The following is a 25,076-nucleotide window of genomic DNA, read 5'->3' as shown; positions in this document are numbered from 1 at the left end:
TGACGAGTAGATACTTTCTCATCATATATGAGATAAAGAGATTAATTATTTGTCGATACAATCAAATTCATATCCTCCGATAACCTTACAGTTGTTATCCACGTAGTAAGCACGGAGCTTATATCCATCTGTTGTCGGAGCAAGCAATACATCACCTGTTGCAGCTACACCATCGGATGAATTGTATGAGGAAAGTGAAGGATTGAATGACAGAGCATCTGAAGTAGATATTGTACCAGTGAATGATCCGTCTGACGTTACATCATACATATATAAGCATGGAGTTCCACCCCATTGCGGGAAATGAGCTGTACATACCAATACAAGATATTGTGCATTATTAAAGCTTCTTGTATCCAGACAGTTGTTATTCATTGCCCAAGAATTACCATTGTCGGAGTCTTCCAGAGATTTACTTGCATTATTATTTGTTCCATTCACCCAATAAAGAATGTTAGAATCATAGTATGACAAAAAATAATCACTTTGAGCAGTAGTTCCTTTAGTCACAACTTTAGTGTTTGATGCGGGAGCTCCCCAATTACCTACACCATTCACTGTTACTACTTGAGGACTTCCCAATACACCGTCTGTTATAATCCAACGAACAAACTTATTGGAACCTGAACTGGCTGTTCCGTCACAAGTAGCAATAATAGAGGCATTAGTATTAATATCTCCTTGAATAGACACTTTCGTACCCATATCTAACCCTGTATTATTAGTATAAGTAGTCAATAAAGTTGGAGCAGTCGTAACAGAAGAAGTCTTATAGATTGAGAAAGACTTGCCATTAGTAGCCTTCGTTGCTAATAATATATTTCCCCTACTATCACTTGTCATACATCCTAAAGATGCAACACTCACACTACCCAAAGTTACATTACCAATCTTATTTCCCGTAGATGCATTGTAATATGCAGGAGTTGTGGTACCATCACCCAAGCAAACTACCAGATTATTTCCGGAAACAGCTAAAGAAGGTGCATTTGCTCCAGTCCAAGGTAAGCCGATAACTCCCATATCCAATTTAAATAATTCTGTCTCACTACCTTTTCTATATCCGTAAGGAATCTTATCCGGTACTGCTTTTTGAATAGTATAAGTTTGCTTTGTCACTCCATCGTGAGCAATCACTGTAAGCTCAACAGGTGAATTAAAATTAAGAGGCTCTGTTTTAGGATCCGGAGACATGGTCGCATGAGCCGACAGTGAATAATCTGCCAAGCAAGAAGATAAATCTTCCGCAGAGATTAAAGATACAGTTTTGTGGTCTTCATCAATAATACCTGTAATGTCTTCAGACGGTATTGAGAAACTTAATAACTGACACTTAGTAGACTTAACTCTTTCGCCTGTGATGCAGATTTGTTTCTTATATCCTTGAGCGTCTGTATAAGTGAAATAATTCTCTTTAGTCAGATCGAGAATTGAAAGAACCGGTTCAATAGTACAGTTTGGTGCCAACTTTGCCTGAATCCTCATCGCTTTCATATATTCTGAAGTTTCATTATCACTATTTTCCGGATAATACCATGGCATAGGAATTACATACTTATCTACAGAAGCATCTGCAATAGTATATACCACAGCCTCTTTATCCACGTATGGCCCAGAAGTAAAGAGTGCAGTCAAGCTCGTGATTCCCTGTCTGTCCGCAGTAGGAAGCACATATTCCGGATCCTGGCAAGAACTCGTGAGAGCCAAAATCCCTAATAATAGATATAATATATTCTTTTTCATAATGTTTTCATTTTAGATTTATTGCCATTCTGCATATTGAGTTACCGCACCGTTATTGTCCAACTCTGCCTGTGGCATTGGGAAACGATACATCTTAGTCGGGAAATTACGATCTTTATCATCACATTCTGTATAAATGTAAGTGAAAGACCCATTTGCATTTTTCTCTATTTTCATTCCATGAAGACGAATACCGGTAAATGCTGTCGCAGATAATTTCCAACGACGCATGTCCCAATAATAATGTCCTTCATAAGCAAGTTCTACTTTGCGTTCCTGACGGATGGCTTTCATTAAATCATCCCCACTTTTGTCTGTGTAAGACAATCCCACTCTGTTACGAATATCTTTTATGTCTTTATTTGCCTTATCCGTATAGCCATTCAGATGATAACATGCTTCTGCATGATTCAGTAATACCTCTGCGTAACGAATTTCTGTCCATGGCTGTGTACTGGCTTGTATGGAAGTAAAATTATGAGCTTCATCTACCAGTTTACGTAAATAATACCCGGTAGTAGAACGTCCTTCCGGTTTGGCATCTGTTTTCCATGCAGCCCAACCATCAGTACCGTTTACGAAAGATTCTATCGGTCTGCCTTTCCATGTTGCTCCATTATAGAGAATGGTAGCTTTAAAACGTGGTTCCAATTTGGCATAAGGAGGAGTCGTTGTAGTACCTTCAGCAGTATGCCATGCACTCCAATCGGGGAAGCCACTACCATCTGCATATTCATACGATTCAACCATTTCTTGTGTCGGGGTACCGAATCCTCCGGTCATGGAATTGCCGTCGAGCGCTTTATCACCTCCAGGAACCATATATCCATCAAAGTCATGAGTCACAGTGGAACTCTTATCATAACAATATTGTAGAATGGCTTCTTTGCTTCCTGCTTTAAAGGCATTTGAATAGTCTTCTTTTGCTTCTAATTCATAACCCATTCCCATCACCTTTTCAGCTGCAATACGAGCGTCATCCCATCTTTCCGCATACAACATAGCTCTCGATAACATTGCATAAGCAGCTCCGCTAGTTAAACGTCCGTTAGGAGTTTTATCAACAGGCAAATGTTCACCGGCATATTTTAGATCATTATATACAAAATTCCATCCGTCGGCTTCCGAACTAACTGGCATATCCTTTTTTATATTATCCAGATTCTCATCGTATATAATCACTTCTTTATAACGCTTTAATAAATCTGTATAGAGATACCCTCTGAAGAAACGCATTTCAGCTTCCAAGCGTTCTTCATCAGCCTGACCAAATGAAGCATATTTCTTTAATTTGTTGATACCTTCATTGACACGGCGCACATATTCGTACATCGTCCCCCAGTTGCCAAGGTAAGTACTAACATAATTCACTGTGAGAACAGAACCTCCATAAGCAATTTCACTAGGTATCTGACATTTAGCCATATAATTGTAGGAACCATATTTAAGCTGATCTGTCAGAGCTTCTGTCATTCCTGCCAAACATTGTCCATCCCTGTAGACTCCTAAATAATCTATATAGCGATAGAAATCGTTGACTGCCTGTTCTGCATAGTCGAGTTTACTCCATACAAGTTTATCTGATGCTCTGTCTGTTGGAGTCATGTCCAGATAATCACTACATGAGCCAAGCCCTAAAGAGGCTCCCAACAATATGATACTTAATACTTTTGTTTTCATAATAGAACTTTTAAAGGTTTAGAAAGTCAAAGTTATACCGCCCATAATGGTGCGTTGTTGAGGATAGTATCCGTTATTTACTCCCGGAGATTCAGGATCGATTCCATCAGGAAGACCGGAAATCGTGAATAAATTAGAACCTTCTACATAAATTCTAAGATTCTGAATGCCGACAGGACTCATCCATCTCTTGGGGAATGTGTAACCCAATTGTGCGGATTTGAGACGAAGGTATCTACCGTTACGCAACCAGAAAGTGGAAGCTAATCCATTATCTCCTCCGTGTCCTTGATTACCCAGTGTAAGTCGTGGGAATGTTCCATTCGGATTTTCTACTGTATATGCATTCTGAACCAGATATAGTGGTGAGTTGGCACCTTCTTTAAATGCCTGTGTCCAGACTGTATTATCGTCATATCCATTGTAATAAGTTCCTGTCAACGATACATCAAACAGTGCACCTCCAGTAAATTGTGCACTTAAATCGAATCCATTCCAAGCACAATTCAGGTTCAAACCGTAAGTTAATTCGGGACGATTGCCACGTCCAACACGTGTTCTGTCATCTTCGTCTATTTTACCATCACCATTTAAATCTCTGTATTTGATATCACCGACATTAGGACGAGTGCCATACCAGGCTGAATTGTCTATTTCTTCTTCCGAACGGAATAAGCCATCTGCAACCCACACAACAGAAGCATCAACACTACGTCCTGTGCGTTTTCTCCACTCTACTGTGTTCGGACTATCTGGATAACGGAGATAACGGTTTCTTGCAAATGTCAGATTGAAGCTTGCGCCATAGGAGAATGGCTTACCTGCCAAGTTTAATTTATTACGATGGCTCACCGTTACTTCAACGCCTTTGCTATCCACCTTATTATAGTTGGCATAAGTATAATAATATCCTCCCATAGATGGCGGGTAATCGCCTCCCATTGCTGTCAAAATATCATAGGTATAATTATAGAATGCGTCAAACTCCATTCCCAACAGACCATTCCACATCGTAAAGTCAAATCCTGCATTGTAGGTTAAGGTGTTCTCCCAAGTTAGAGTAGGATTGGCAATTACAGAGGCGCGTAATGCTTGCATTACTTTTCCATTCAGAATTGTCTGGTATGCATTTTTGTTACCATCCATCAAATTGTAAGTACTAAGGAAAGCATACGGACTCACTGCATCGTTTCCTAATAAACCGACAGATGCACGTATCTTCATATCATCCAGAAATGTCAGACTAGACATAAAATCTTCTTTAGATATTCTCCACGCTACTGACGCTGACGGGAAGAATGCCCAACGTTTCCCACTAACATTGCCGGCAAATTTGTAAGAACCATCATATCGACCTGTAAACTCTGCCAAATACTTATTGTCATAGTCATATTTCAAACGAAAAACATAACCAATACTACGGTTTGCATCACTGTATCCCGAGATTGGAGAGTCTGCCGGTTGTCCAAAGCTCAATTCCGGTAGTTCAGAGAAACTCATGTTCTTATTATAGCCGGAGAAACTGTTTTCTTTATAATCCCGGATTTCTGCCAATACCATTGCTTCTACATTATGTTTTCCGAAGGAGCTTGCATAGTTTATACTTCCTTGGCCTACCATTTGATGAGAACTATACTGTCCTTCACCTAAATTTATTCCATTTGCTGTGCCGCGAGGATCGTCTGCTTTAGACCAAGTCCAATCTGCTGTCGAAGTCGGCATTTTATGTATATATGTGGAGTAAGGCGTATTCAAATTCTTATTATGAGAAGTTGTATAGTCATAAGCTCCGGTTACTTTTACACTCAAACCTTTAACCCAAGGCACATTGTATTGCAATGAGATGTTGGTCTGCAAATCAAAGCTATTGGTATGCTTGTATCCGGATTCATAAATAGCAGCCAACGGACTGTTGGGCAGACTTGTGTTATTCTGTGTAGTAGCAGTATAAAGTCCGTCATATGTTTCCGGCAAATAGGGATGCATCATTATAGTCTGATGAGCTACTGACAACCAACCTTGTTCACCCAATTCGGAATTAGAATCCGTACCGCCTGAAGCATATCCCGGAGTTTCACGTTTACCGACATTTCCTGCAATACCTAAACTTAACTGGAAGTTCTTAGCCAGTTGAGTCTCAAGATTAGTTCTTAAATTGTATCTCTTGTAAGAGAAATTGTCAATGTTACCTTTTTGACCTAAATAACCCACAGAAGCAAAGTAACGCATCTTATCACTGCCTCCTTGTATGGTTACATTATGTTTCTGGTTGATACCAGTTCCAAATACTTTATCAATATAGTTAACATTATCCCATCCGTCAGTAGGATCACCATTCAACATAGCTTCCACATTCGCCTTTGTAAAAACGGGATTATATTGACTAATGTTTGAAATGCTTCCATTAGCCATTTTATCCATCATGTCAGCCATATTATAATAATATGCAAATTGAGGTCCATTCATAAACTGCGGGAAGTTTGCATTCATAGATGCTCCTATTGAACCATTATAAGTGATTTTGGATTTTCCTTCCTGACCTTTTTTTGTAGTTATAATAATAACACCACCGGCTCCTTTTAATCCATAAACAGCTGCAGAAGCTCCATCTTTCAAAACAGATACACTTTCGATATCATTAGGGTCAATATCATTAATAGAACGAGGCATTCCGTCTACTATATAAGTAACATTATAAATAGAGCCACGAACTCGTAATGTAGCCTGATCGTCTCCGGGTTCACCAGATACTTGAACAGATGAAATACCTGGCAAACGTCCACCTAAAAGACTCGACACATTGGTTGCCGGTGCTTTCAGCAGTTCGTCGCCTTTCACCGCAGATACGGCTCCGGTTAAAGATTGCTTCTTGGCAGTACCATATCCTACCACAATCACTTCATCCAAAGCTGCCACATCATCTTTCATAACCACATTAATGGTCGTCTGACCTGCTACCTTTATTTCCTGATCTGACATTCCAACATATGAGAATGATAAAATGTCTTTTGCGGTGGCCTGAATGCTATATTTTCCATTTACATCTGTAATAGTGCCATTAGTAGTTCCTTTTACGACAACACTTACTCCTGGTAGCGGTTCTCCTATACCATCAGTAACAGTTCCTTTCACTAAACTCTGTGCATGACTACTGATAGCACATGCAAATAGCGCGTATATTGAAAACATAAATATTTTCAATATACGAGAGTTCTTCTTGATTTTTGAGTTAAACTCTGTCATAGAATTAATTTTTAGATTATTAATATAGATTGGTTAACATATCCATTATTGTTTATAGCTGTTCCAATACTTTCCAGCATTGGTATAACCCTCTTGGTACATGGAAACATCCTTTCCATTTTCCTCCTTTGAGTGGTAGTAGCACTTCACCTCTCCGATTTAAGTATCCATACCATTCGGGACGCTCTTTATCTTTAAAATGGGTCCATGTATAATCGTGTACTTTTTCAAACCATTCCAGACATTGGTTATCTCCGGTCAATTGATAACTCTTCAGAAGAGATATGAGTGTTTCAATATGCACCCACCAGAGTTTCTGGTCCCATTCCAGTTGTTGGGGAGGACAACCGTTACGATCCATAAAATAGTAGATACCTCCATATTCTTTATCCCAACCATATTCAAGCATTGTAAGAGTGATATTCTTAGCCTTTTCGATTAATTCCGGACGGTTTAGGCGTTTCCCTAAATCCATTATAAACCACATGGCTTCAATCGCATGGCCAGGGGTAATCTGCCGTCCTTCAAAGCAATCTATCAGATTACCATTCACATCTACATTCTCAACAATGATACCACCAAGTTCGGGACGATAGAAGACAGACATAACTTCATGAATACAAGTATCCATCGCTTGTTCCAAATAGTCCTTGCCTAAAATATGCTCAATTTCCATAGCAAGATTGCATAGTATCATCGGCAGGGCAAAATTTTTTAGATTACGAGTGCCCGGATGAAGTTTATTCCATTTACCTTTCGGATTATCTACTTTGGAAAGGATAATATCGAAGGTTTTCTTGGCAATGTCAGCATATTCCTGATTACCGGTTGCAAGGCTTAATTGCCCGAAAGCCATGGCAGCGAATGTATATGAAAAGATATTGTATGGTTCTACCAATGGTCTACCCAAACGGTCAAGGGAAAAATACCAGTTATAGTCTCCATCATGTCCATATTTTTTTAAAAACTCACCACCTTGAACGGCACAATCCAGCCATTCCTTACGTTTTTCCACTTTATTGTAAAGCATAGAGAACATCCACACTTCGCGGCCTTGCAGCCAGATAAATTTATCTGTATCGAAAACTCTTCCTTCACGATCCAAACAGGTGAAGTAGCCTCCATATTCATGATCTTGTGAGTTTTCAAGCCAGAAAGGAAGAACATTATCCAAGAGTTCATCCTTGTATTGATTTGCCAGTTTCTTAAAATCCATACATCTTTTATTATTAAGTTATTAAGGTCTTTTTGTTTTACTATTCCGAACGGGTCCAATATCTTTCAATCTCTTCCAGCGACTTCCCGGTAGTCTCCGGCACGAGTTTCCAGACAATCAGCATATACGGCACGCACATGAGGGCGAACAGGAAGAATGTTCCGGCGGGGGTAAGGTTCTGGAGCATCCAGGGGGTTAACTGTCCGATCAGGTACGTTCCGATCCACAGAGCGAATCCTGCTATCGACATGGCCAGTCCGCGAACCTTGGTGGGATACATCTCAGAGAGGAGCACGAACACCACGGCACAGATAGAAACGGCACAGCAGAATACATAGAACAGGAAAAAAATAAGCAGGAAGAGGCTGGATACTCCCAGGGAATCTCCGAAGAGGAAGTACAGGCCGATGAGAATCAGAGAAACAACCATTCCCGAAACTCCGTAATAAACAAGTTTCTTGCGGCCTACCTTATCAATGATGACAAGAGCCAGAACGGTGGTCAAAGTATTGACTAGTCCTACCAGAACTTGGTAAAAAAGAGAATCGCCACCTGAAAGTCCTGCATTTTCAAAAATAGAAGGGCCGTAATAAAGCACTGCATTCACTCCCATAAATTGCCCTAAAATGGCAATACAAACACCGATAATAACAGCTTTGAAGATTCCAGGCTTCATTAATAACGACCATTCCGATCTCGTTTCAGAGGTCAGTACAGATTTCGTTTCTCTTAATTGACTTTTCGCTTCTGTAATTGAATTATATATTTTTTCTAATATATTTACAGCCTTCAATTCCTTTCCACGTACGATTAACCAGCGAGGACTTTCCGGAATAAAGAATATGATTATGAAGAATAAGATTGCTGGCAATGTTTCCATACCCAACATACCTCTCCATACTTCAGTTATAAATACTTTATTCAACCAATCCACACTCAATTGCGTACCACTCTCCGCCCATGCCAATAATTGATAGTTAACTAAATAAGCTCCTAAGAAACCGACTGTTACAGCCAACTGATACAATGACACCAGGCGTCCTCTATACTGTGCCACGGCTACTTCAGATATATAAAGAGGAGAAACAATGGAAACAACCCCTATCCCTACTCCACCTATTATCCGATAGATCACCAATTGAGTAAAATCGGCAGATAGTGCACACCCCAAAGCTGATGTAGAGAACAATACGGCTGAAATAACCATCGTAAGTTTTCTTCCTAACTTATCACTTAAGATTCCTGCAAAAAGAACACCTACAATAGAGCCTACTAAAGCACATCCTACATACCATCCCTGTTGCAACGTATCTAACTGAAATAGTTGAGTCACCTGGGCAATTGTTCCCGATATAACCGCGGTATCATATCCGAACAAAAAGCCTCCCAATGCTGCCACAACAGAAAGGAATATAAGATAACCAAAATTGATTGTAGACTTCATAACATTTATTTTATTTCAAAATATTCTTTATATCTGTCATATAAATGACCAGCTTGCAAATAGGCTGACTGTGGACTCATAAAATGAGAAAATTCAAAAGTAATAGCCTTATCATATCCGGCACGTTTGGCAGCTTCCAGTTTCAGCCGAAGTTTATCAAACTTAATGGGTAGAAAACGAATAGGCATATCACGGTCAAAAGATTCGGCATTTGTCCAACATTGCATACCATACTTATCTGCTAATTTTTTATTGACAGAAAAGAATGCATCCAATTCATCATAATCAATATGACCATCTTGAAATGCACATGCATCTACCACATCATGAATTCCATCAAAAATTTCATCCCATTCTTTTTCGTGTTGTTGTACAGAAACGGCATCTTCTTTAGTCATTTTCGTCGTTCCCATTATTGCTTTCTTTCCATCAATCCAAGGCGATATAAAAGTCGGCAATCCATTAGATATATCCTTACATTGTTTTCCTAATGTATGGAAAGCACCAATCGCACCTTTCGTTGCCCGACTTATTTCACCACTGATATACCATCCTCCGAAACTTTTATACTTGGAACCATAATTTTCCCAGACCTCATCAATCACATATTTGTTATCTTCCACCTCCCAAGTCATATCTCCTGTGTCCCAGTATTTGCCCGAATCGTATAGTCCAAAATAGAATTTCATTCCGTACTTTTCAGCCAAACGCAAAAACATATCTACCAAATCAACAGAAGGCATATAACACCCCTTCTTCAGCAGATAAGGAGAAGGAAAAGTTACAAATTTACGATAACCCGAACGGATCATTATTACCGTATCAATTCCTATATTTTTCATATGCTGAAAATCCATGTCCCATTCTTTCTCACCCCAGTTTTGATGTGGAATATCATGTGAAATCTCATCCAAAAAAGTTCCGGTGATTTTTAATCCATTGTTTTTAGGAACAATGAGTTTACTTTCCAAACCATCAGCTACCACTACTGTACTGGCACTAGCCTTTGAAGTACAAGATTCAAACAAAGTTGGTACAGCCAAAGCTGATGCACCAGCTAATGTCGCTTTTTTTAGAAAATCTCTTCGATCTAATGTTTTCATATTAGTTTAATTAAAACAGCAGTTAACACTTATATTATCATTACCTATTGAATATACTGTCCTGTAATATCTACTTTTTTATTATTGAAAGGATCTAATATCTGATCAATCAAAATTGCCATTTCACTTCGTAGAATATCTCGATCCATATCAAAATTCTTCAAATCAAATTCATCCCATATCTCTTCTACTCTACCCTCCTTTATTTCGATACCTTCTTTTTCGGCAATCTCTCCTATCATCTCTGTAGCTTTCTGAATTGATATGGTGTTATTACCTTCAATAACTTGCTTATTGACAAAGGGATAGACATCACCTAATCCTTCCAGTTCATTCGCCAATAACAAAGTATCTGCTCTGAACCACATTTGATTAGCCCAATCGACACTTTTACCTATACCCTTCAAAATTCCTGTAGAACCTACACGTTGCAACGATTTAAACATCGGATGATCTATTGCAACATCTAAATAAGGCAATAAATATCCTTTCGCGTCCAATATTGCATTTTGCACTTCACGAACAGACACCTCGCTAATACTCTTATTTTCTTTCACTGCAAGGGCTGCCAATGCTCCCGCTGCTTGTCCGATCTGCATAACCATCGGTTGCAAACGAGTGGTACCATTAATTATATTAGAAACAGATATTGATTTTTCAGCAACGATCAATCCTTCAACATCTTTTGGAATCAAAGTTCCTAAAGGCAAACCGTATGAAGGTACCGGATGAAAATAAAGATTAGGCAATTCTTCATATCCATGATAACGGGTATGATGATGATCCACAGGATAATTTCCTACAGCGATACAAGTACGATAAAGAGGTTGGGACTGTTTGAACGGTTCACAAACATGATTTAGACTAAAGCGCACTAATCCATGGATTCTCCTAGACTCTCTATGATAAGGAATAAAGGGTAATTTGTCAGCAGTAGGATATTCATCGTCAGCTAAGCCCAATGTATTAAAACCTAATTCATGTTGCAGAAAATAGACGAAACACATCGTATAATGTTTTGCATATTTCAGAGCTTCTTCACGTTCCTCACGGGTCATTTCGACCAAGTTTACATAATAATCATTGCCTTCTATCGGCCAATTAATCATGTATTTATTATTAGGAAGTTTTCCATAAGTTATCATCATTTCCTTAGACCATACACGATCCGGCTCTTTAGGCGTGATACAAACAGGACTGGCACAAGCACAAGCAAATTCATCCTTATTATATCCTTCAGGACAAGGAATAGTCACATCTTTGCCATAATCTTTTAAAATTGCTACATATGTAATATCCTGAACTATATTATTTTTCTCTTCCGGAGCAATATCTTCCTTTGTATCATGACGGCTTTCCATACCGATATCATACTTCACACCGCACATTTTTGCTATATCCCCTAGCTCGGTACCATCAATCAATATTTTAGCACTTACTTTTTTAATCGTATGATCTTGCATCTGAATTTGAGCAATCCAAGAATCATTTTCTCTCTCCAATTTGACCAAAGTAGCATTATGCCATACTTTTAGATTTTCCTCTGCATTAACCATTTCATGGAAAATTTTATTTCCAACTGAAGGTTCAAATAACACTGAACTCACCCAACCGGTTTTTAGAGAATCAAGTCCACCATAATAATCTGCCAAATGTCCGCGAAACTCTCCAAATAGGCCTGCCGGTAAATCATAGTTTCCGTCAACAGCACTTACACCTGCAGAAGTGAGCATTCCACCCAGCCATTCTGTTTCTTCCACTATCAATGTCACAGCCTCCATTCGAGCAGACTGAATACCAGCAGTTACCCCACTAGCACCACCACCAATAATTAGCACATCAACAGAATCATCTGAATGAGAGCATGCCGTGAAACACAAAGCAAATAATAAACACAGACCTAAAAAATAGTTTCTCATACTTAATTCATTTAAGGATATAGACTTTTATTAATAATATCACGGCACAAATATAGCTATATTTATTAAATAAACAATAGATAATAAAATATTTTATTAATAAAATCACTATTGCTTGCATTATTAATTAATAGATGGGGTAATTACCTTATAAATCATCATATTTTATTTATTATATCCGCGTTCAACCATAACTACATTATCCTATATATAAGTCCATTACACAATATATAGGGAATATAACATACAAGATATTCTAATTTTCAAGGTTCCAAAACCATATATTAATAAAAAAATTAATTATCTTTGTGTGAATTACCAAATATGCATAGTTATGAACCAACAATTCTTGAAAGAAATAGAAAAGGGCTCTAAAAGCGCTCTCGTCAAAAAGAGGATTATTACACATTATATATATAATGGCAGTTCTACAATTCCCGATCTTTCAAAAGAGCTGGATTTAAGTGTACCGACCGTCACCAAATTTATTGGTGAAATGTGTGATGACGGATATATTAATGATTATGGCAAATTAGAAACAAGTGGTGGACGCCATCCCAATCTCTATGGGCTCAATCCGGAATCCGGTTACTTTTTGGGGGTAGACATCAAAAGATTCGCCGTCAATATCGGACTAATAAATTTCAAAGGCGATATGGTAGAATTGAAAATGAATATACCTTATAAGTTTGAGAACTCAATCGAAGGGATGAATGAGTTATGCAAACATATTCTTAATTTTATAAAGAAGCTCACTATTAATAAAGAGAAGATCTTAAATATTAATGTCAATGTGTCGGGACGTGTAAATCCTGAATCAGGGTATAGCTTCAGCCAGTTCAATTTCGAGGAAAGGCCGTTAGCAGATGTATTATCCGAAAAATTGGGATATAAAGTAACTGTTGATAATGACACGCGTGCAATGACTTATGGTGAATATATGCAAGGCTGCGTGAAAGGAGAAAAAGATATCATTTTTGTGAATGTAAGTTGGGGAGTAGGTATCGGAATCATTATTGATGGTAAGGTTTATACTGGAAAATCCGGATTCTCCGGTGAATTTGGACACATGAGTGCTTATGATAATGAAATAATCTGCCATTGCGGCAAAAAAGGCTGTCTGGAGACGGAAGCTTCCGGTTCAGCACTTCATCGTATTTTATTGGAGCGTATTCAAAGTGGGGAAAGCTCCATACTATCTACGCGAATCACAACCGAGGAAAACCCGATCACTCTTGATGAGATAATTGCTGCCGTGAATAAAGAAGACCTGCTTTGCATTGAAATCGTAGAAGAAATCGGGCAGAAACTAGGCAAACAGATTGCCGGGTTAATCAATATCTTCAATCCGGAACTAGTAATTATAGGTGGAACTTTATCTTTAACCGGTGATTATATCACACAACCTATAAAAACAGCTGTACGCAAGTACTCTCTAAATCTGGTTAATAAAGATTCAGCCATCATCACCTCTAAGTTGAAAGATAAAGCAGGAATCGTCGGCGCGTGCATGTTGGCACGCAGTAGAATGTTTGAAAGCTAGTTTTATCTTCTACGCTGGGAGAAAAAGTTATCTATAAAGCGAACGATATAGACTACAGCTACTCCGGCGACAACTAAAACAATAATACGACTCAACATAGATTACATTTTTATATTTCACATCTATTACATACACAGGATTTTCCTTTTTAAGAACAGGAAATCCTGTAAAAATTAGAACGCTGATTATTAAATAATAATCAGCGTTCTAATTTGAGAGCCGCTAGCCAGACTTGAACTGGCGACCTACGCGTTACGAATGCGTTGCTCTACCAACTGAGCTATAGCGGCGTTTGTCTCTCGTTTACGGCGTGCAAAATTACAGCTTTATTTGAGAAAACAAAAAGAATCCGATTATTTTTTGAGCTTAATTTTTAAATCAACTTTTGTTGACGTTATCTAAAACTTTTCTTTGCGTTCAAATTTTCCGTCCTCGGTATAGTACTTCCATGTACCCTTCGGTTTATTATTTGCATACTTTCCACGAAGTTTCAATGTCCCATCTTCATAATATTCGCGGTAACGACCATGGCGTTTCCCTTCTTTTACTTCCGCTTCACTCTTCAATGCTCCCTCCGGATAAAACTCCCGTAAAACGTTTCCTTCAAACTTTTCGATATAGAAACGTTTCAGTTCGCTCATCTGCTCTTTTTCGGTCTCTGCATCTTCGTTCATTTCCTTATCATCTTCATCGGTAGCAATAGCAACGTCAACCTCTTCCAGTTGATATGGGCTATAATCCATCACATACTGCAAAGAAACCGACTGATCCTCTCCTATAATCTGCATAGTCCAGTAAGGAAATGAATACAAAACGTCTTTGTTTGATTGTATTTCATTCCATGTAGCAGGATTCATCATCGGTTTCAACTGGGAATAAAACTTGCGCACATCTGTATATAAGAAAATAGTAGAACTTGATTTTAAATATGACAGTGCATTTTCAAAACCCGGATTATTTTTTAATAAATTCTTCTGCTCGTAATCTTCTACAAAGGAAAGTAAAGAAGCAGCTTTATTACTAAAAACTACATAATCGTCAACATAAGTATAGTATGGCTTCTCAAATTTATCAAATAGCTTTCCAAAGAACAAGCGAAAAAAGCCTTTCATTTCGACATAATTAATCTCGAAATCCTTATAATTAGCAGTCTTAATCTTAACCGGAGTACGTCGCTTAATCTTCTTTTCAATGAATTCCATGTTCTTACGGGCATCTTTAATACTTTTAGCCCTGATAGCCAGAATCAGTTCGGGATCATGTCCTAACAAACCTGGTTCGGATTGGGTAATAGCAAACTCTCCTGACATCCAACTCAAAAAGTTTTCTTCCAAAGATATACCGAATAACCCTTCTATCTTTTTCCGGGAACTTTGATAAGAATCATACAACTGTTTATTGTGAACCGACAGTGCATTCTCCAGTTCCTTTACAAAGGTCACCGGACTATTGAAACCTATATTCGTATAAAGAGCTGTCCGCCCGGACAGAATCTCATGTGCTTTCATTTTATGTTTTCCCGAATTCAACAAAGCAGTGACATAAGGATCGGCAGAATCTTTTTTCAATGTATATCCTTTCACTTCCATCCGCTCCTTATTCGTATTTAAATAAAGTCCGGCAAAATTCATGGAATTGCTAAACAGATCAATGTACTCATTTCTTGTACCTAAATAAATAGACATAAATTGAGGTACACGCGCATAATTGACGAAAACCCTGACAAGCCCCTTACCGGAAACCAACTTCTCTGTTTCAATAAAAGACTGATCAAGCCCGATTTTAGGTTTATTACGCGAATCAATAGCCGACTCGACAAGTCCGGATGTGTATGAACCAACCAAATGATTATCGACAAAAGCAATATAGAAAATATCCCTCGTCTCGGGATCGCGCATTTCAAGGATATTAATGCTATTATGCATCCGATTAGTCACAGTAAAACCACTCATAACCAATACGGTTTCAACCTGGTCTTTCAATAAGTCCATCTTTGATGTCTTCTGCATATCCAGAATAAGTAGAAAATCCCAATTAGTGGGACGAGTCTTATGGAGCGAAATAAGCATATCCCGCTCACCAACAAGCGACAATAATACCTTATTGCTTTTAACAACGGAATCCAGCTTCTCCACACTTTTCGTCACCTCCTCAAAAGATTTCGCTTTCTTCAGGCATTGCCACGTCTCGCTTCCACTAAACTTCTCCCAATCTTCAATCGGAGCCGATGACTGAATAATAAATGCCGCATCTTCCGGAACCAGATAGATCTGCTGAATATTACGATCAGGTGAGACAAATAAATAAACTACGGAATATACAACATATACCGCCAAAGCCAATGCAGTCACAACTAAAGTTCTCTTCACTATTTTCGAGGTACTTTTTTTCTTCTCCGGGCCTGCATTTTGCTCTCCTTGCCCGCAATTTAATTCATCCATTATTGAATTGTTATAAACTTGAATGGACAAAAATAGTAAAAAAGATGAGATTAATTAGTTAATTCATACTCATTTAGTGAATTAGTTCAATAAACAAGATTTTATAAAAAACAGTATAAAGGAGATATCCTCCCTCCTATTTTTATAAAAAACTATTCTGAATAAAGCATAAACCATTGACTCGTATCGTAAATATGTACTAACTTTACAGCATGAAAAAGAAATTCCAACTCGAAGTTCCGGGAGGAGCCGATAAAGTCTTACTTCATACCTGTTGTGCTCCTTGTTCATCAGCCATTATTGAATGTATGATGCAACATCACATCACCCCTGTTATCTATTATTGCAATCCTAACATCTATCCGCTGGAAGAGTATATGATAAGAAAAGACGAATGTACACGCTATGCCCAATCATTGGGATTGGAGATAATAGATGCTGATTACGATCATGAAAACTGGCGATGCCATATAGCAGGAATGGAGCAGGAACCCGAAAGAGGAGGACGCTGCCTACGTTGCTTTAAACTACGCTTATTGGAGACCGCCCGTTATGCACATGAACATGGTCTTTCCGTAATAACCACAACGCTTGCTTCCAGTCGTTGGAAAAGTCTGGAGCAGATTAATGAAGCCGGACAATATGCCACCGCTTCATACCCGGATGTCACATACTGGGAACAGAATTGGCGGAAAGGCGGACTTAGCGAACGACGCATCGCCATCATTAAAGAGTATAACTTCTACAACCAACAATATTGCGGTTGTGAATTCAGCATGAGAAAAGAAGAATAAAACAAACCCGCCATCACCAGCTAACCAATGAATCGAAGTAAAAAAGGCAAAAACAGAAAGCTATTCAAAAAGAAATCACATTCCAATAACAGATTAGGATGTATCATCGCCATTATTGTGCTCATACCTATTCTTTTTGGCGTCTACTTATATTGCCAACAGATTAATATCCAGAAAAATAATGAACTGCAAACCGATACCTCCCTTCAAATTCCACTTGGCAAAGATCTGGAGACACCCATATCATTAGTTCCCCTGCAAGAACAAATCATCCGACACAGCGGATATACCGTATCATATAACAAAGATTTAAAAATACCCAACTGGGTCTCTTACGAACTAACCCGGGAAGAAACCAAAGGAAAAGAAAAAAGAGGCAATCGTTTTATCGCCGACCCATTAGTGACAGGCCCGATTGCAACTAATGCCGACTACACCCGTTCAGGTTATGATAAAGGCCACATGGCTCCTGCAGCAGATATGAAATGGAGCCCTGAAGCCATGAAAGAATCATTCTATTTCAGCAATATGTGCCCCCAACATCCCCAGTTAAACAGAAGAGGATGGAAAAATCTGGAAGAAAAAATCCGGAATTGGGCTATAGCAGATAGTGCCATTATTATTATATGTGGACCTATTATTGAAAAACAACCTAAAACGATTGGGAAAAATAAAGTCGCAGTACCTCAACGGTTTTTCAAAGTAGTCCTATCTCCTTTTGCCAAACCAATACGGGCTATCGGCTTCTTATTTAACAACGAGCAGGCAGTAGAACCTCTATCTTCATATGTAGTCACAGTGGATAGCATCGAGAGCCTGACTAACATGGATTTCTTCGCACCTTTACCCGATGAGATAGAAAACAAAATAGAAGCAAATGCAAATTATTCCCTCTGGCCGAACTAATTAATAACTCGCTTCACTAAGACTAACTTATCTACATACAAATTCTGATTCGTTCCACAATTGTAGAACGAATTAATAATCGCAATACAACCTAATACAATCAGCACATTCAATCTTTAAATATTAGAAAAGTCCGGAGTAATTCATCCTCTTTTCAACGATTCATTATAGAAAGGGATTACACCTATCCAAATTCTTTTTATCTTTGACGAACTTTTTAAATATACCTCAAAAGATGAAGAGAAAAAAGAGAAATATTCTACTATCAATTCTAATCGGAGCATTCCTCCTTTGTGCAATTGCCGGAGGCACCTTTTATTACTATCTGTTTGCTCCTCAATTTCATCCATCTAAAACTGTATATATTTATGTAGACCGGGATGACACAGCCGACTCTATCTATCATAAAATACAAAAATTCGGGCATGTCAATAAGTTCACCGGATTCCAGTGGATGGCAAAATATAAAGATTTCGATCAGAATATCCATACCGGACGTTATGCCATTCGCCCAAATGACAATATCTATCACGTATATAGTCGCTTTTCCAGAGGCTATCAGGAAGCGATCAACCTTACCATAGGAAGTGTCCGGACATTAGACCGGTTAGCACGAAGCATTGGAAAACAACTCATGATAGACTCTGCCGAAATCGCCAGCCAGTTATTCGACTCTACTTTCCAGGCTCAAATGGGATACACAACCATAACACTCCCCAGCCTTTTCATACCTGAAACCTATCAGGTATATTGGGATATGAGCGTAGACGACTTCTTTAAACGAATGAAGAATGAGCACGAACGCTTCTGGAACAAAGAACGTCTGGCACAAGCCACCGCTATCGGCATGACACCGGAAGAAGTCAGCACTCTTGCTTCCATCGTTGAAGAAGAAACCAACAACAATGAAGAAAAGCCAATGGTAGCCGGATTGTATATCAACCGTTTACATCAAGATATGCCTTTGCAGGCAGATCCTACCATCAAATTTGCACTACAGGATTTCGGTCTGCGCCGAATCACCAACGAAAATTTAAAAGTCAATTCCCCCTATAACACCTACATAAATACCGGACTGCCTCCAGGCCCCATCCGTATCCCTTCTAAAAAGGGAATAGACAGCGTATTAAACTATACCAAACATAACTATATCTACATGTGTGCTAAAGAAGATTTTTCCGGAACTCACAACTTTGCATCCAATTATGCTGACCACATGGCAAATGCAAGAAAATACTGGAAAGCCCTGAATGAAAGAAAGATTTTCAAGTAAATTTGTGATAAAACGAACGGAAAAGCCTATCTTTGCCCGATAGATTAACAAACTGTGATCAACACTAAATAAAAGAAATATATATGAGCAAGCAACTCTTACTTGGCGATGAAGCCATTGCACAAGCTGCACTGGATGCCGGACTTTCAGGTGTTTATGCCTATCCTGGTACTCCTTCAACTGAAATTACGGAATATATTCAAATGGCCCCAATAACGACCGAACAGAATATACACAACCGTTGGTGCGCCAATGAAAAAACAGCGATGGAAGCTGCGTTGGGTATGTCATTCGTTGGTAAACGGGCATTAGTTTGTATGAAGCACGTAGGTATGAATGTAGCTGCCGACTGTTTTGTCAACTCTGCCATCACAGGCGTGAAAGGCGGATTGATCGTGATAGCAGCAGACGACCCCAGCATGCACTCTTCGCAGAACGAACAAGACAGCCGTTTCTACGGAGATTTCTCACTGATCCCTATGTACGAACCCAGCAATCAGCAGGAAGCGTATGATATGGTATACAGTGGTTTCGAATTCTCTGAAAAATTGGGCGAACCTATCTTGATGCGTATGGTAACCCGCCTTGCACACTCCCGCTCTGGAGTAGAACGCAAAGCGCAAAAACCACAGAATGGCATCTCTTTCAGCGAAGATCCTCGTCAGTTCATCTTGTTACCAGGAAATGCCCGTAAACGCTACAAAGTATTACTTGCCCGCCAAGACGAGTTTATCAAAGCTTCGGAAGAATCACCTTATAATAAATATACAGATGGTCCTAACAAAAAGTTAGGAATTATCGCTTGTGGCATCGGCTACAACTATCTGATGGAAAACTATCCTGAAGGTTGCGAATATCCGGTACTTAAAATCGGCCAGTATCCATTGCCTAAAAAGCAATTACATCAATTGATTGAATCCTGTGACGAAATCCTCGTTCTGGAAGACGGACAACCATTTGTAGAAAAACAATTGAAAGGTTATCTGGGCATCGGCGTTAAAGTAAAAGGACGCTTGGACGGTACCCTGTCACAGGATGGAGAACTAAATCCTGACTCTGTAGCCCGCGCCGTAGGTAAAGAAAATAAATCAGAATTCGGTATTCCTTCTGTCGTAGAAATGCGCCCGCCCGCACTTTGCGAAGGTTGCGGACACCGCGATATGTATATCACATTGACCGAAGTTCTGAAAGAAGAATACCCATCTCATAAAGTATTCAGCGACATCGGCTGTTACACGCTAGGCGCGAATGCTCCTTTCAATGCAATCAACTCATGCGTAGACATGGGCGCCTCCATCACGATGGCGAAAGGTGCGGCTGACGGAGGTCTTTTCCCGGCTGTAGCTGTAATCGGAGACTCCACATTCACCCATTCCGGAATGACCGGACTATTAGATTGTGTGAACGAGAATGCCAGTGTAACCATCGTCATCTCCGACAATGAAACTACCGCCATGACAGGCGGACAGGACTCTGCCGGAACCGGACGTATCGAAGCGATCTGTGCAGGTATCGGAGTAGATCCGGCTCATATCCGCGTCGTTACTCCGTTGAAGAAAAACTATGAGGAGATGAAGCAAATCATTCGCGAAGAGATCGAATATCGTGGTGTATCTGTCATTATTCCACGCAGAGAGTGTATCCAGACATTAGCACGCAAAAAAAGAAGTAAGTAAGCCATGAAGAAAGACATTATATTATCAGGAGTCGGTGGACAGGGAATTCTGTCTATTGCTACAGTGATCGGCAAAGCTGCCTTGAAAGAAGGATTATATATGAAACAAGCAGAAGTGCACGGAATGAGCCAACGCGGAGGAGATGTTCAATCCAACCTCCGTATCAGCGACCAGCCGATTGCTTCAGACTTGATCCCATCAGGTAAATGCGACCTTATCATTTCATTGGAACCCATGGAAGGATTGCGCTACCTCCCCTATCTTAGCCCTAACGGTTGGTTAGTGACTAACGAAACTCCGTTTGTCAATATCCCCAATTATCCGGAAGCAGACAAAGTAATGGCAGAAATCAATAAGCTGCCTCACAAAATTGTGTTGAACGTAGACAAAGTAGCCAAAGAAGTAGGCTCCGCCCGCGTTGCCAACATAGTCTTACTGGGAGCAACCATTCCATTCCTTGACATCGACTACGAAAAAGTACAAGACAGCATCCGTGAAATCTTCCTGCGCAAGGGAGAAGCAATTGTAGAAATGAATCTTAAAGCATTGGCCGCCGGCAAGGAAATTGCAGAAAAGCTAATGTAATAACAGACATTATCATGAATACACAATATTGGGAAGAAGAACTAGAAACCATGAGCCGGGAGAAGTTGCAGGAATTACAACTTCGACGGCTTAAGAAAACAATCAATATAGCTGCAAACTCCCCATATTACAAAGAAGTTTTCAGCAAACATGGCATCACTGCAGATAGCATACAATCATTAGACGATATCCGCAAATTGCCCTTTACTACCAAAGCCGATATGCGTGCCCACTATCCTTTCGGGCTGGTAGCAGGTGATATGAGCAATGATGGTGTACGTATTCACTCTTCTAGTGGTACTACCGGAAACCCGACAGTTATTGTTCATTCACAGCACGATCTCGACTCCTGGGCCAACCTGGTAGCCCGTTGCCTGTACGCAGTAGGAATACGCAAGACCGACGTCTTCCAAAACAGCTCCGGATACGGTATGTTTACAGGAGGGTTAGGCTTCCAATACGGTGCAGAACGCCTGGGCTGTCTGACAGTCCCTGCCGCAGCCGGAAACAGTAAACGACAGATTAAATTCATCAACGACTTCAAGACTACCGCTTTACATGCTATCCCCAGCTATGCCATCCGCCTTGCCGAAGTCTTTCAGGAAGAAGGCCTTGATCCCAAAGGAACCACACTGAAAACGCTGGTTATCGGTGCTGAACCTCACACCGACGAACAACGCCGGAAAATAGAAAAGATGCTGGGCGTAAAAGCATACAACAGCTTCGGTATGACAGAAATGAACGGTCCCGGTGTTGCTTTCGAATGTCAGGAACAAAACGGAATGCACTTCTGGGAAGACTGTTATCTGGTAGAAATTATCGATCCGGAAACAGGAGAACCCGTTCAGGAAGGAGAAATCGGAGAATTAGTACTTACGACTCTCGACCGGGAGATGATGCCGTTAATCCGCTATCGCACCCGTGACTTAACCCGTATTCTTCCGGGAAAATGCCCCTGCGGCCGCACGCACATCCGTATTGATCGTATCAAGGGACGCAGTGATGATATGTTCATTATCAAGGGAGTAAATATCTTCCCGATGCAAGTAGAAAAGATACTCGTACAATTTCCCGAATTAGGCAGCAATTACCTGATTACACTGGAAACAGTCAACAACCAAGACGAGATGATCGTCGAAGTAGAATTAAGCGACCTTTCCACTGACAATTATATTGAACTGGAGAAGATCCGCAAGGATATAACCCGCCAATTAAAGGATGAAATATTGGTGACTCCCAAAGTTAAACTGGTAAAAAAAGGCTCTCTCCCGCAAAGCGAAGGAAAAGCCGTCCGAGTAAAAGACTTAAGAGACAACAAGTAACAATTCAAATTTCCATGTGCTAATATACCGACCGCTGTTCACCATGCGGAATGGAATATTAGCACATTATTTAATTAATATCATACAGCATGCAATTACTTAAAAAAAGAATTCTGCAAGACGGAAAGTGCTACGAAGGAGGTATCCTGAAAGTAGACGGTTTTATTAATCATCAAATGGACCCTGTCCTGATGAAATCAATCGGAGTTGAGTTTGTCCGCCGTTTTGCAGCCACAAACGTAAATAAGATTATGACAATCGAAGCCAGCGGCATCGCCCCTGCTATCATGACAGGCTACCTGATGGATTTACCAGTTGTATTTGCAAAGAAGAAGTCTCCTAAAACCATCCAGAATGCACTAAGCACCACTGTGCACTCATTCACTAAAGATCGTGATTATGAAGTCGTTATCAGTGCCGATTTCCTCACTCCAAATGACAATGTTCTTTTCGTGGATGACTTCCTCGCGTATGGCAATGCCGCATTAGGCATTATCGACCTCATCAAGCAATCCGGAGCAAACTTGGTAGGAATGGGATTCATTATTGAAAAAGCCTTTCAAAATGGGCGTAAAAAACTTGAGGAGCAAAGCGTCAGAGTAGAAAGCCTGGCTATCATTGAAGACTTATCCAATTGCTGCATTAAAATCAAAGACGAGTAGATTAATTGGCGAGTAGATTAATTAGGATTGAAATACTGCCCTTTATCTTTCGTTCTTTTCCCATATTGCACCGCATGTTGCGGACAAACATGATAACATGCCAGGCATGAGGTGCAATCCATCCCCCAAACAGGCTTTCTGCCCATCATCATAATATTCCCTACCGGACAACTCTTCTCACAACGCTTACATCCAATACAAGCATCCGTAGTATAAAAATTCCCGGGAGACATCTGAAAGCGATTAAATAAAGGATTGATAATCCTCGTCTTAATAAAAGGAATACTCCCTTCATGACAAAGAAACAACTCCTCTCTCCTACTTATTGAAGCATTTATTTGATTGAGAGTCGGAATAGCATCTGCCAGTTTTTTCTCCTCCAATTCTTTCTTATCTACGTCAAAACCGGGAAGCAATACATAATTATTGGGCATAGTCACAGAAAAGCCTGCATGACACTTCCAGCCTTTATGACTCAAAGCCTTCTCCAGCACCTGCTGCGTAAGCCCGGTATCATCCCCACAGGAACAAACAAAAAACAAATATTGTCTTTTATACCCCTTTAAAGAGAGTTGCCGAATAAAATTAAGTACAATTTCAGGAGGTCCCCACGAATAGATAGGAAATACAAAGCCGATCTTTTCATCTGCCTGCAAACTAAACTCCAATGCTCCATTCTTTAGCGCATCAGGAATAAAAACCAACTCTTCTTTTTGCTCTTTGGAAAGCTGATTTGCAATCCACTTAGAATTACCTGTACCGGAGAAATAAAATATCATAGAAAAGTATATAAAAAAAGCCGCATCGACGATGTGATGAAACTCTGATAGAACAAGATTTGAGCGCTCGCCCTCTTTGTAATCCACCGGCTTAAAGCTGTCCCGAAGGATGTGGCCCGCCATTGAAGAACGAAGCTTTCTCGGTGCATCAGATTAATTTGAAGAGTTTCCCGATCCAGTCGATACGGCTAATATTTTTGTATCACAAATGTAATAAGAATCTATGAGACTAACAAGAAAAAAAAAGGAATTTGTTTACCTACTAACATTTTTTTCACTCCCTTTTATCCACCTAACAAAAGAAAAGTGTCAGTTACTAGCTTAGTAACTGACACTTTGTAACTCGTAAACTATTGATGCTTAAGCAGCTTTAGCTTTAGCAACTACAGCTTTGAAAGCTTCCGGGTGATTCATAGCTAAATCAGCCAAAACCTTACGGTTTATTTCAATACCGGCTTTGTGCAGACCGCCCATCAATTTAGAATAAGACATTCCTTCAAGACGTGCAGCAGCGTTGATACGTTGTATCCAAAGAGCGCGGAAGTTTCTTTTCTTATTTCTACGGTCACGGAACGCGTAAGTCAAACCCTTTTCCCAAGTGTTTTTAGCTACGGTCCATACATTTTTTCTTGCACCAAAGTAACCTCTGGTCAATTTCAAAATTTTCTTTCTTCTTGCTTTTGAAGCAACATGATTTACTGATCTTGGCATAGTTTTACTTTTTTTGAATGTTAGCGCCGCTACTTC

Annotated in this window: 18 protein-coding genes and 1 tRNA gene; 8 read left to right on the top strand and 11 right to left on the bottom strand. The window is 39.7% G+C overall.

The genetic code is table 11. The annotated features are described in order from the left end of the window. Positions 1-45: 45 nt before the first annotated feature. Genes Bovatus_RS01420 through Bovatus_RS01390 form a run of 7 tightly spaced genes read right to left on the bottom strand, consistent with a single transcriptional unit; the run spans position 46 to position 12,348 of the window. On the bottom strand, positions 46-1,743 hold the full coding sequence (locus tag Bovatus_RS01420; protein WP_004297564.1) for a DUF5018 domain-containing protein: 1,698 nt from the start codon (positions 1,741-1,743) through the stop codon (positions 46-48). 18 nt (positions 1,744-1,761) lie between these two features. Beyond that, positions 1,762-3,423 carry a RagB/SusD family nutrient uptake outer membrane protein gene (locus tag Bovatus_RS01415; protein WP_004297563.1) on the bottom strand — a complete coding sequence of 554 codons (1,662 nt, stop codon included), beginning with the start codon at positions 3,421-3,423 and terminating at the stop codon, positions 1,762-1,764. Between the two features lie 18 nt (positions 3,424-3,441). Further along, complete coding sequence (locus tag Bovatus_RS01410; RefSeq protein ID WP_004297561.1) at positions 3,442-6,666, bottom strand: SusC/RagA family TonB-linked outer membrane protein; 3,225 nt, start codon at positions 6,664-6,666, stop codon at positions 3,442-3,444. Between the two features lie 52 nt (positions 6,667-6,718). Beyond that, entirely contained in the window at positions 6,719-7,882 is a 1,164-nt protein-coding gene (locus Bovatus_RS01405) for a n-acyl-d-glucosamine 2-epimerase (RefSeq protein WP_004297559.1), read from the bottom strand. 40 nt (positions 7,883-7,922) lie between these two features. Beyond that, complete coding sequence (locus tag Bovatus_RS01400; protein WP_004297558.1) at positions 7,923-9,326, bottom strand: sugar porter family MFS transporter; 1,404 nt, start codon at positions 9,324-9,326, stop codon at positions 7,923-7,925. A gap of 5 nt (positions 9,327-9,331) precedes the next feature. Further along, a complete protein-coding gene (locus Bovatus_RS01395; protein ID WP_004297556.1) occupies positions 9,332-10,429 on the bottom strand; it encodes a DUF4434 domain-containing protein in 1,098 nt (365 codons plus the stop codon). Between the two features lie 44 nt (positions 10,430-10,473). Continuing rightward, positions 10,474-12,348, bottom strand: a complete 1,875-nt coding sequence (locus Bovatus_RS01390) for an FAD-dependent oxidoreductase (RefSeq protein ID WP_004297554.1) — start codon at positions 12,346-12,348, stop codon at positions 10,474-10,476. Between the two features lie 334 nt (positions 12,349-12,682). Here Bovatus_RS01390 and Bovatus_RS01385 point away from each other — a divergent pair, with 334 nt between their 5' ends. Continuing rightward, positions 12,683-13,891 carry an ROK family transcriptional regulator gene (locus Bovatus_RS01385; RefSeq protein ID WP_004297552.1) on the top strand — a complete coding sequence of 403 codons (1,209 nt, stop codon included), beginning with the start codon at positions 12,683-12,685 and terminating at the stop codon, positions 13,889-13,891. A gap of 217 nt (positions 13,892-14,108) precedes the next feature. Here the strand turns inward: Bovatus_RS01385 and Bovatus_RS01380 are convergent. Together Bovatus_RS01380 and Bovatus_RS01375 are read right to left on the bottom strand one after the other, a co-directional pair. Further along, positions 14,109-14,181, bottom strand: a tRNA-Thr gene (locus tag Bovatus_RS01380). A 108-nt stretch (positions 14,182-14,289) separates the two neighbouring features. Next, entirely contained in the window at positions 14,290-16,332 is a 2,043-nt protein-coding gene (locus Bovatus_RS01375; protein ID WP_004297551.1) for a toxin-antitoxin system YwqK family antitoxin, read from the bottom strand. Positions 16,333-16,544: 212 nt separating this feature from the next. On the opposite strand from Bovatus_RS01375, the gene Bovatus_RS01370 reads away from it, so the two are divergent. The 7 genes from Bovatus_RS01370 to xpt all read left to right on the top strand — a co-directional run bounded on the left by Bovatus_RS01370 (position 16,545) and on the right by xpt (position 23,550). Further along, positions 16,545-17,126: an epoxyqueuosine reductase QueH gene (locus Bovatus_RS01370; protein WP_004297549.1), complete on the top strand. Its 582-nt coding sequence runs from the start codon at positions 16,545-16,547 to the stop codon at positions 17,124-17,126. Between the two features lie 27 nt (positions 17,127-17,153). After that, entirely contained in the window at positions 17,154-18,032 is an 879-nt protein-coding gene (locus Bovatus_RS01365; RefSeq protein WP_004297548.1) for a DNA/RNA non-specific endonuclease, read from the top strand. A 235-nt stretch (positions 18,033-18,267) separates the two neighbouring features. Then, positions 18,268-19,305 (top strand): endolytic transglycosylase MltG, encoded by a 1,038-nt coding sequence (gene mltG, locus Bovatus_RS01360; protein WP_004297546.1) that lies wholly within the window; start codon positions 18,268-18,270, stop codon positions 19,303-19,305. Between the two features lie 83 nt (positions 19,306-19,388). Continuing rightward, complete coding sequence (locus Bovatus_RS01355) at positions 19,389-20,981, top strand: thiamine pyrophosphate-dependent enzyme (RefSeq protein ID WP_004297545.1); 1,593 nt, start codon at positions 19,389-19,391, stop codon at positions 20,979-20,981. A gap of 3 nt (positions 20,982-20,984) precedes the next feature. After that, complete coding sequence (locus Bovatus_RS01350) at positions 20,985-21,566, top strand: indolepyruvate oxidoreductase subunit beta (protein ID WP_004297544.1); 582 nt, start codon at positions 20,985-20,987, stop codon at positions 21,564-21,566. A gap of 14 nt (positions 21,567-21,580) precedes the next feature. Beyond that, positions 21,581-22,888 (top strand): phenylacetate--CoA ligase, encoded by a 1,308-nt coding sequence (locus Bovatus_RS01345; RefSeq protein WP_004297543.1) that lies wholly within the window; start codon positions 21,581-21,583, stop codon positions 22,886-22,888. 89 nt (positions 22,889-22,977) lie between these two features. Further along, the gene (xpt, locus tag Bovatus_RS01340; protein WP_004297542.1) at positions 22,978-23,550 is read left to right on the top strand and encodes a xanthine phosphoribosyltransferase; all 573 of its coding nucleotides are present in this window, start codon (positions 22,978-22,980) and stop codon (positions 23,548-23,550) included. Positions 23,551-23,567: 17 nt separating this feature from the next. Here the strand turns inward: xpt and Bovatus_RS01335 are convergent, their stop codons facing one another. Both Bovatus_RS01335 and rplT read right to left on the bottom strand, forming a co-directional pair. Further along, positions 23,568-24,329: an EFR1 family ferrodoxin gene (locus tag Bovatus_RS01335; RefSeq protein WP_052587883.1), complete on the bottom strand. Its 762-nt coding sequence runs from the start codon at positions 24,327-24,329 to the stop codon at positions 23,568-23,570. Positions 24,330-24,689: 360 nt separating this feature from the next. Beyond that, the gene (rplT, locus tag Bovatus_RS01330) at positions 24,690-25,040 is read right to left on the bottom strand and encodes a 50S ribosomal protein L20 (RefSeq protein WP_004297540.1); all 351 of its coding nucleotides are present in this window, start codon (positions 25,038-25,040) and stop codon (positions 24,690-24,692) included. Positions 25,041-25,076 lie beyond the last annotated feature (36 nt).

Source organism: Bacteroides ovatus, from assembly GCF_001314995.1.
Taxonomy (GTDB): Bacteria; Bacteroidota; Bacteroidia; order Bacteroidales; family Bacteroidaceae; genus Bacteroides; species Bacteroides ovatus.
This window is presented reverse-complemented; position numbering and strand designations above follow the sequence as displayed.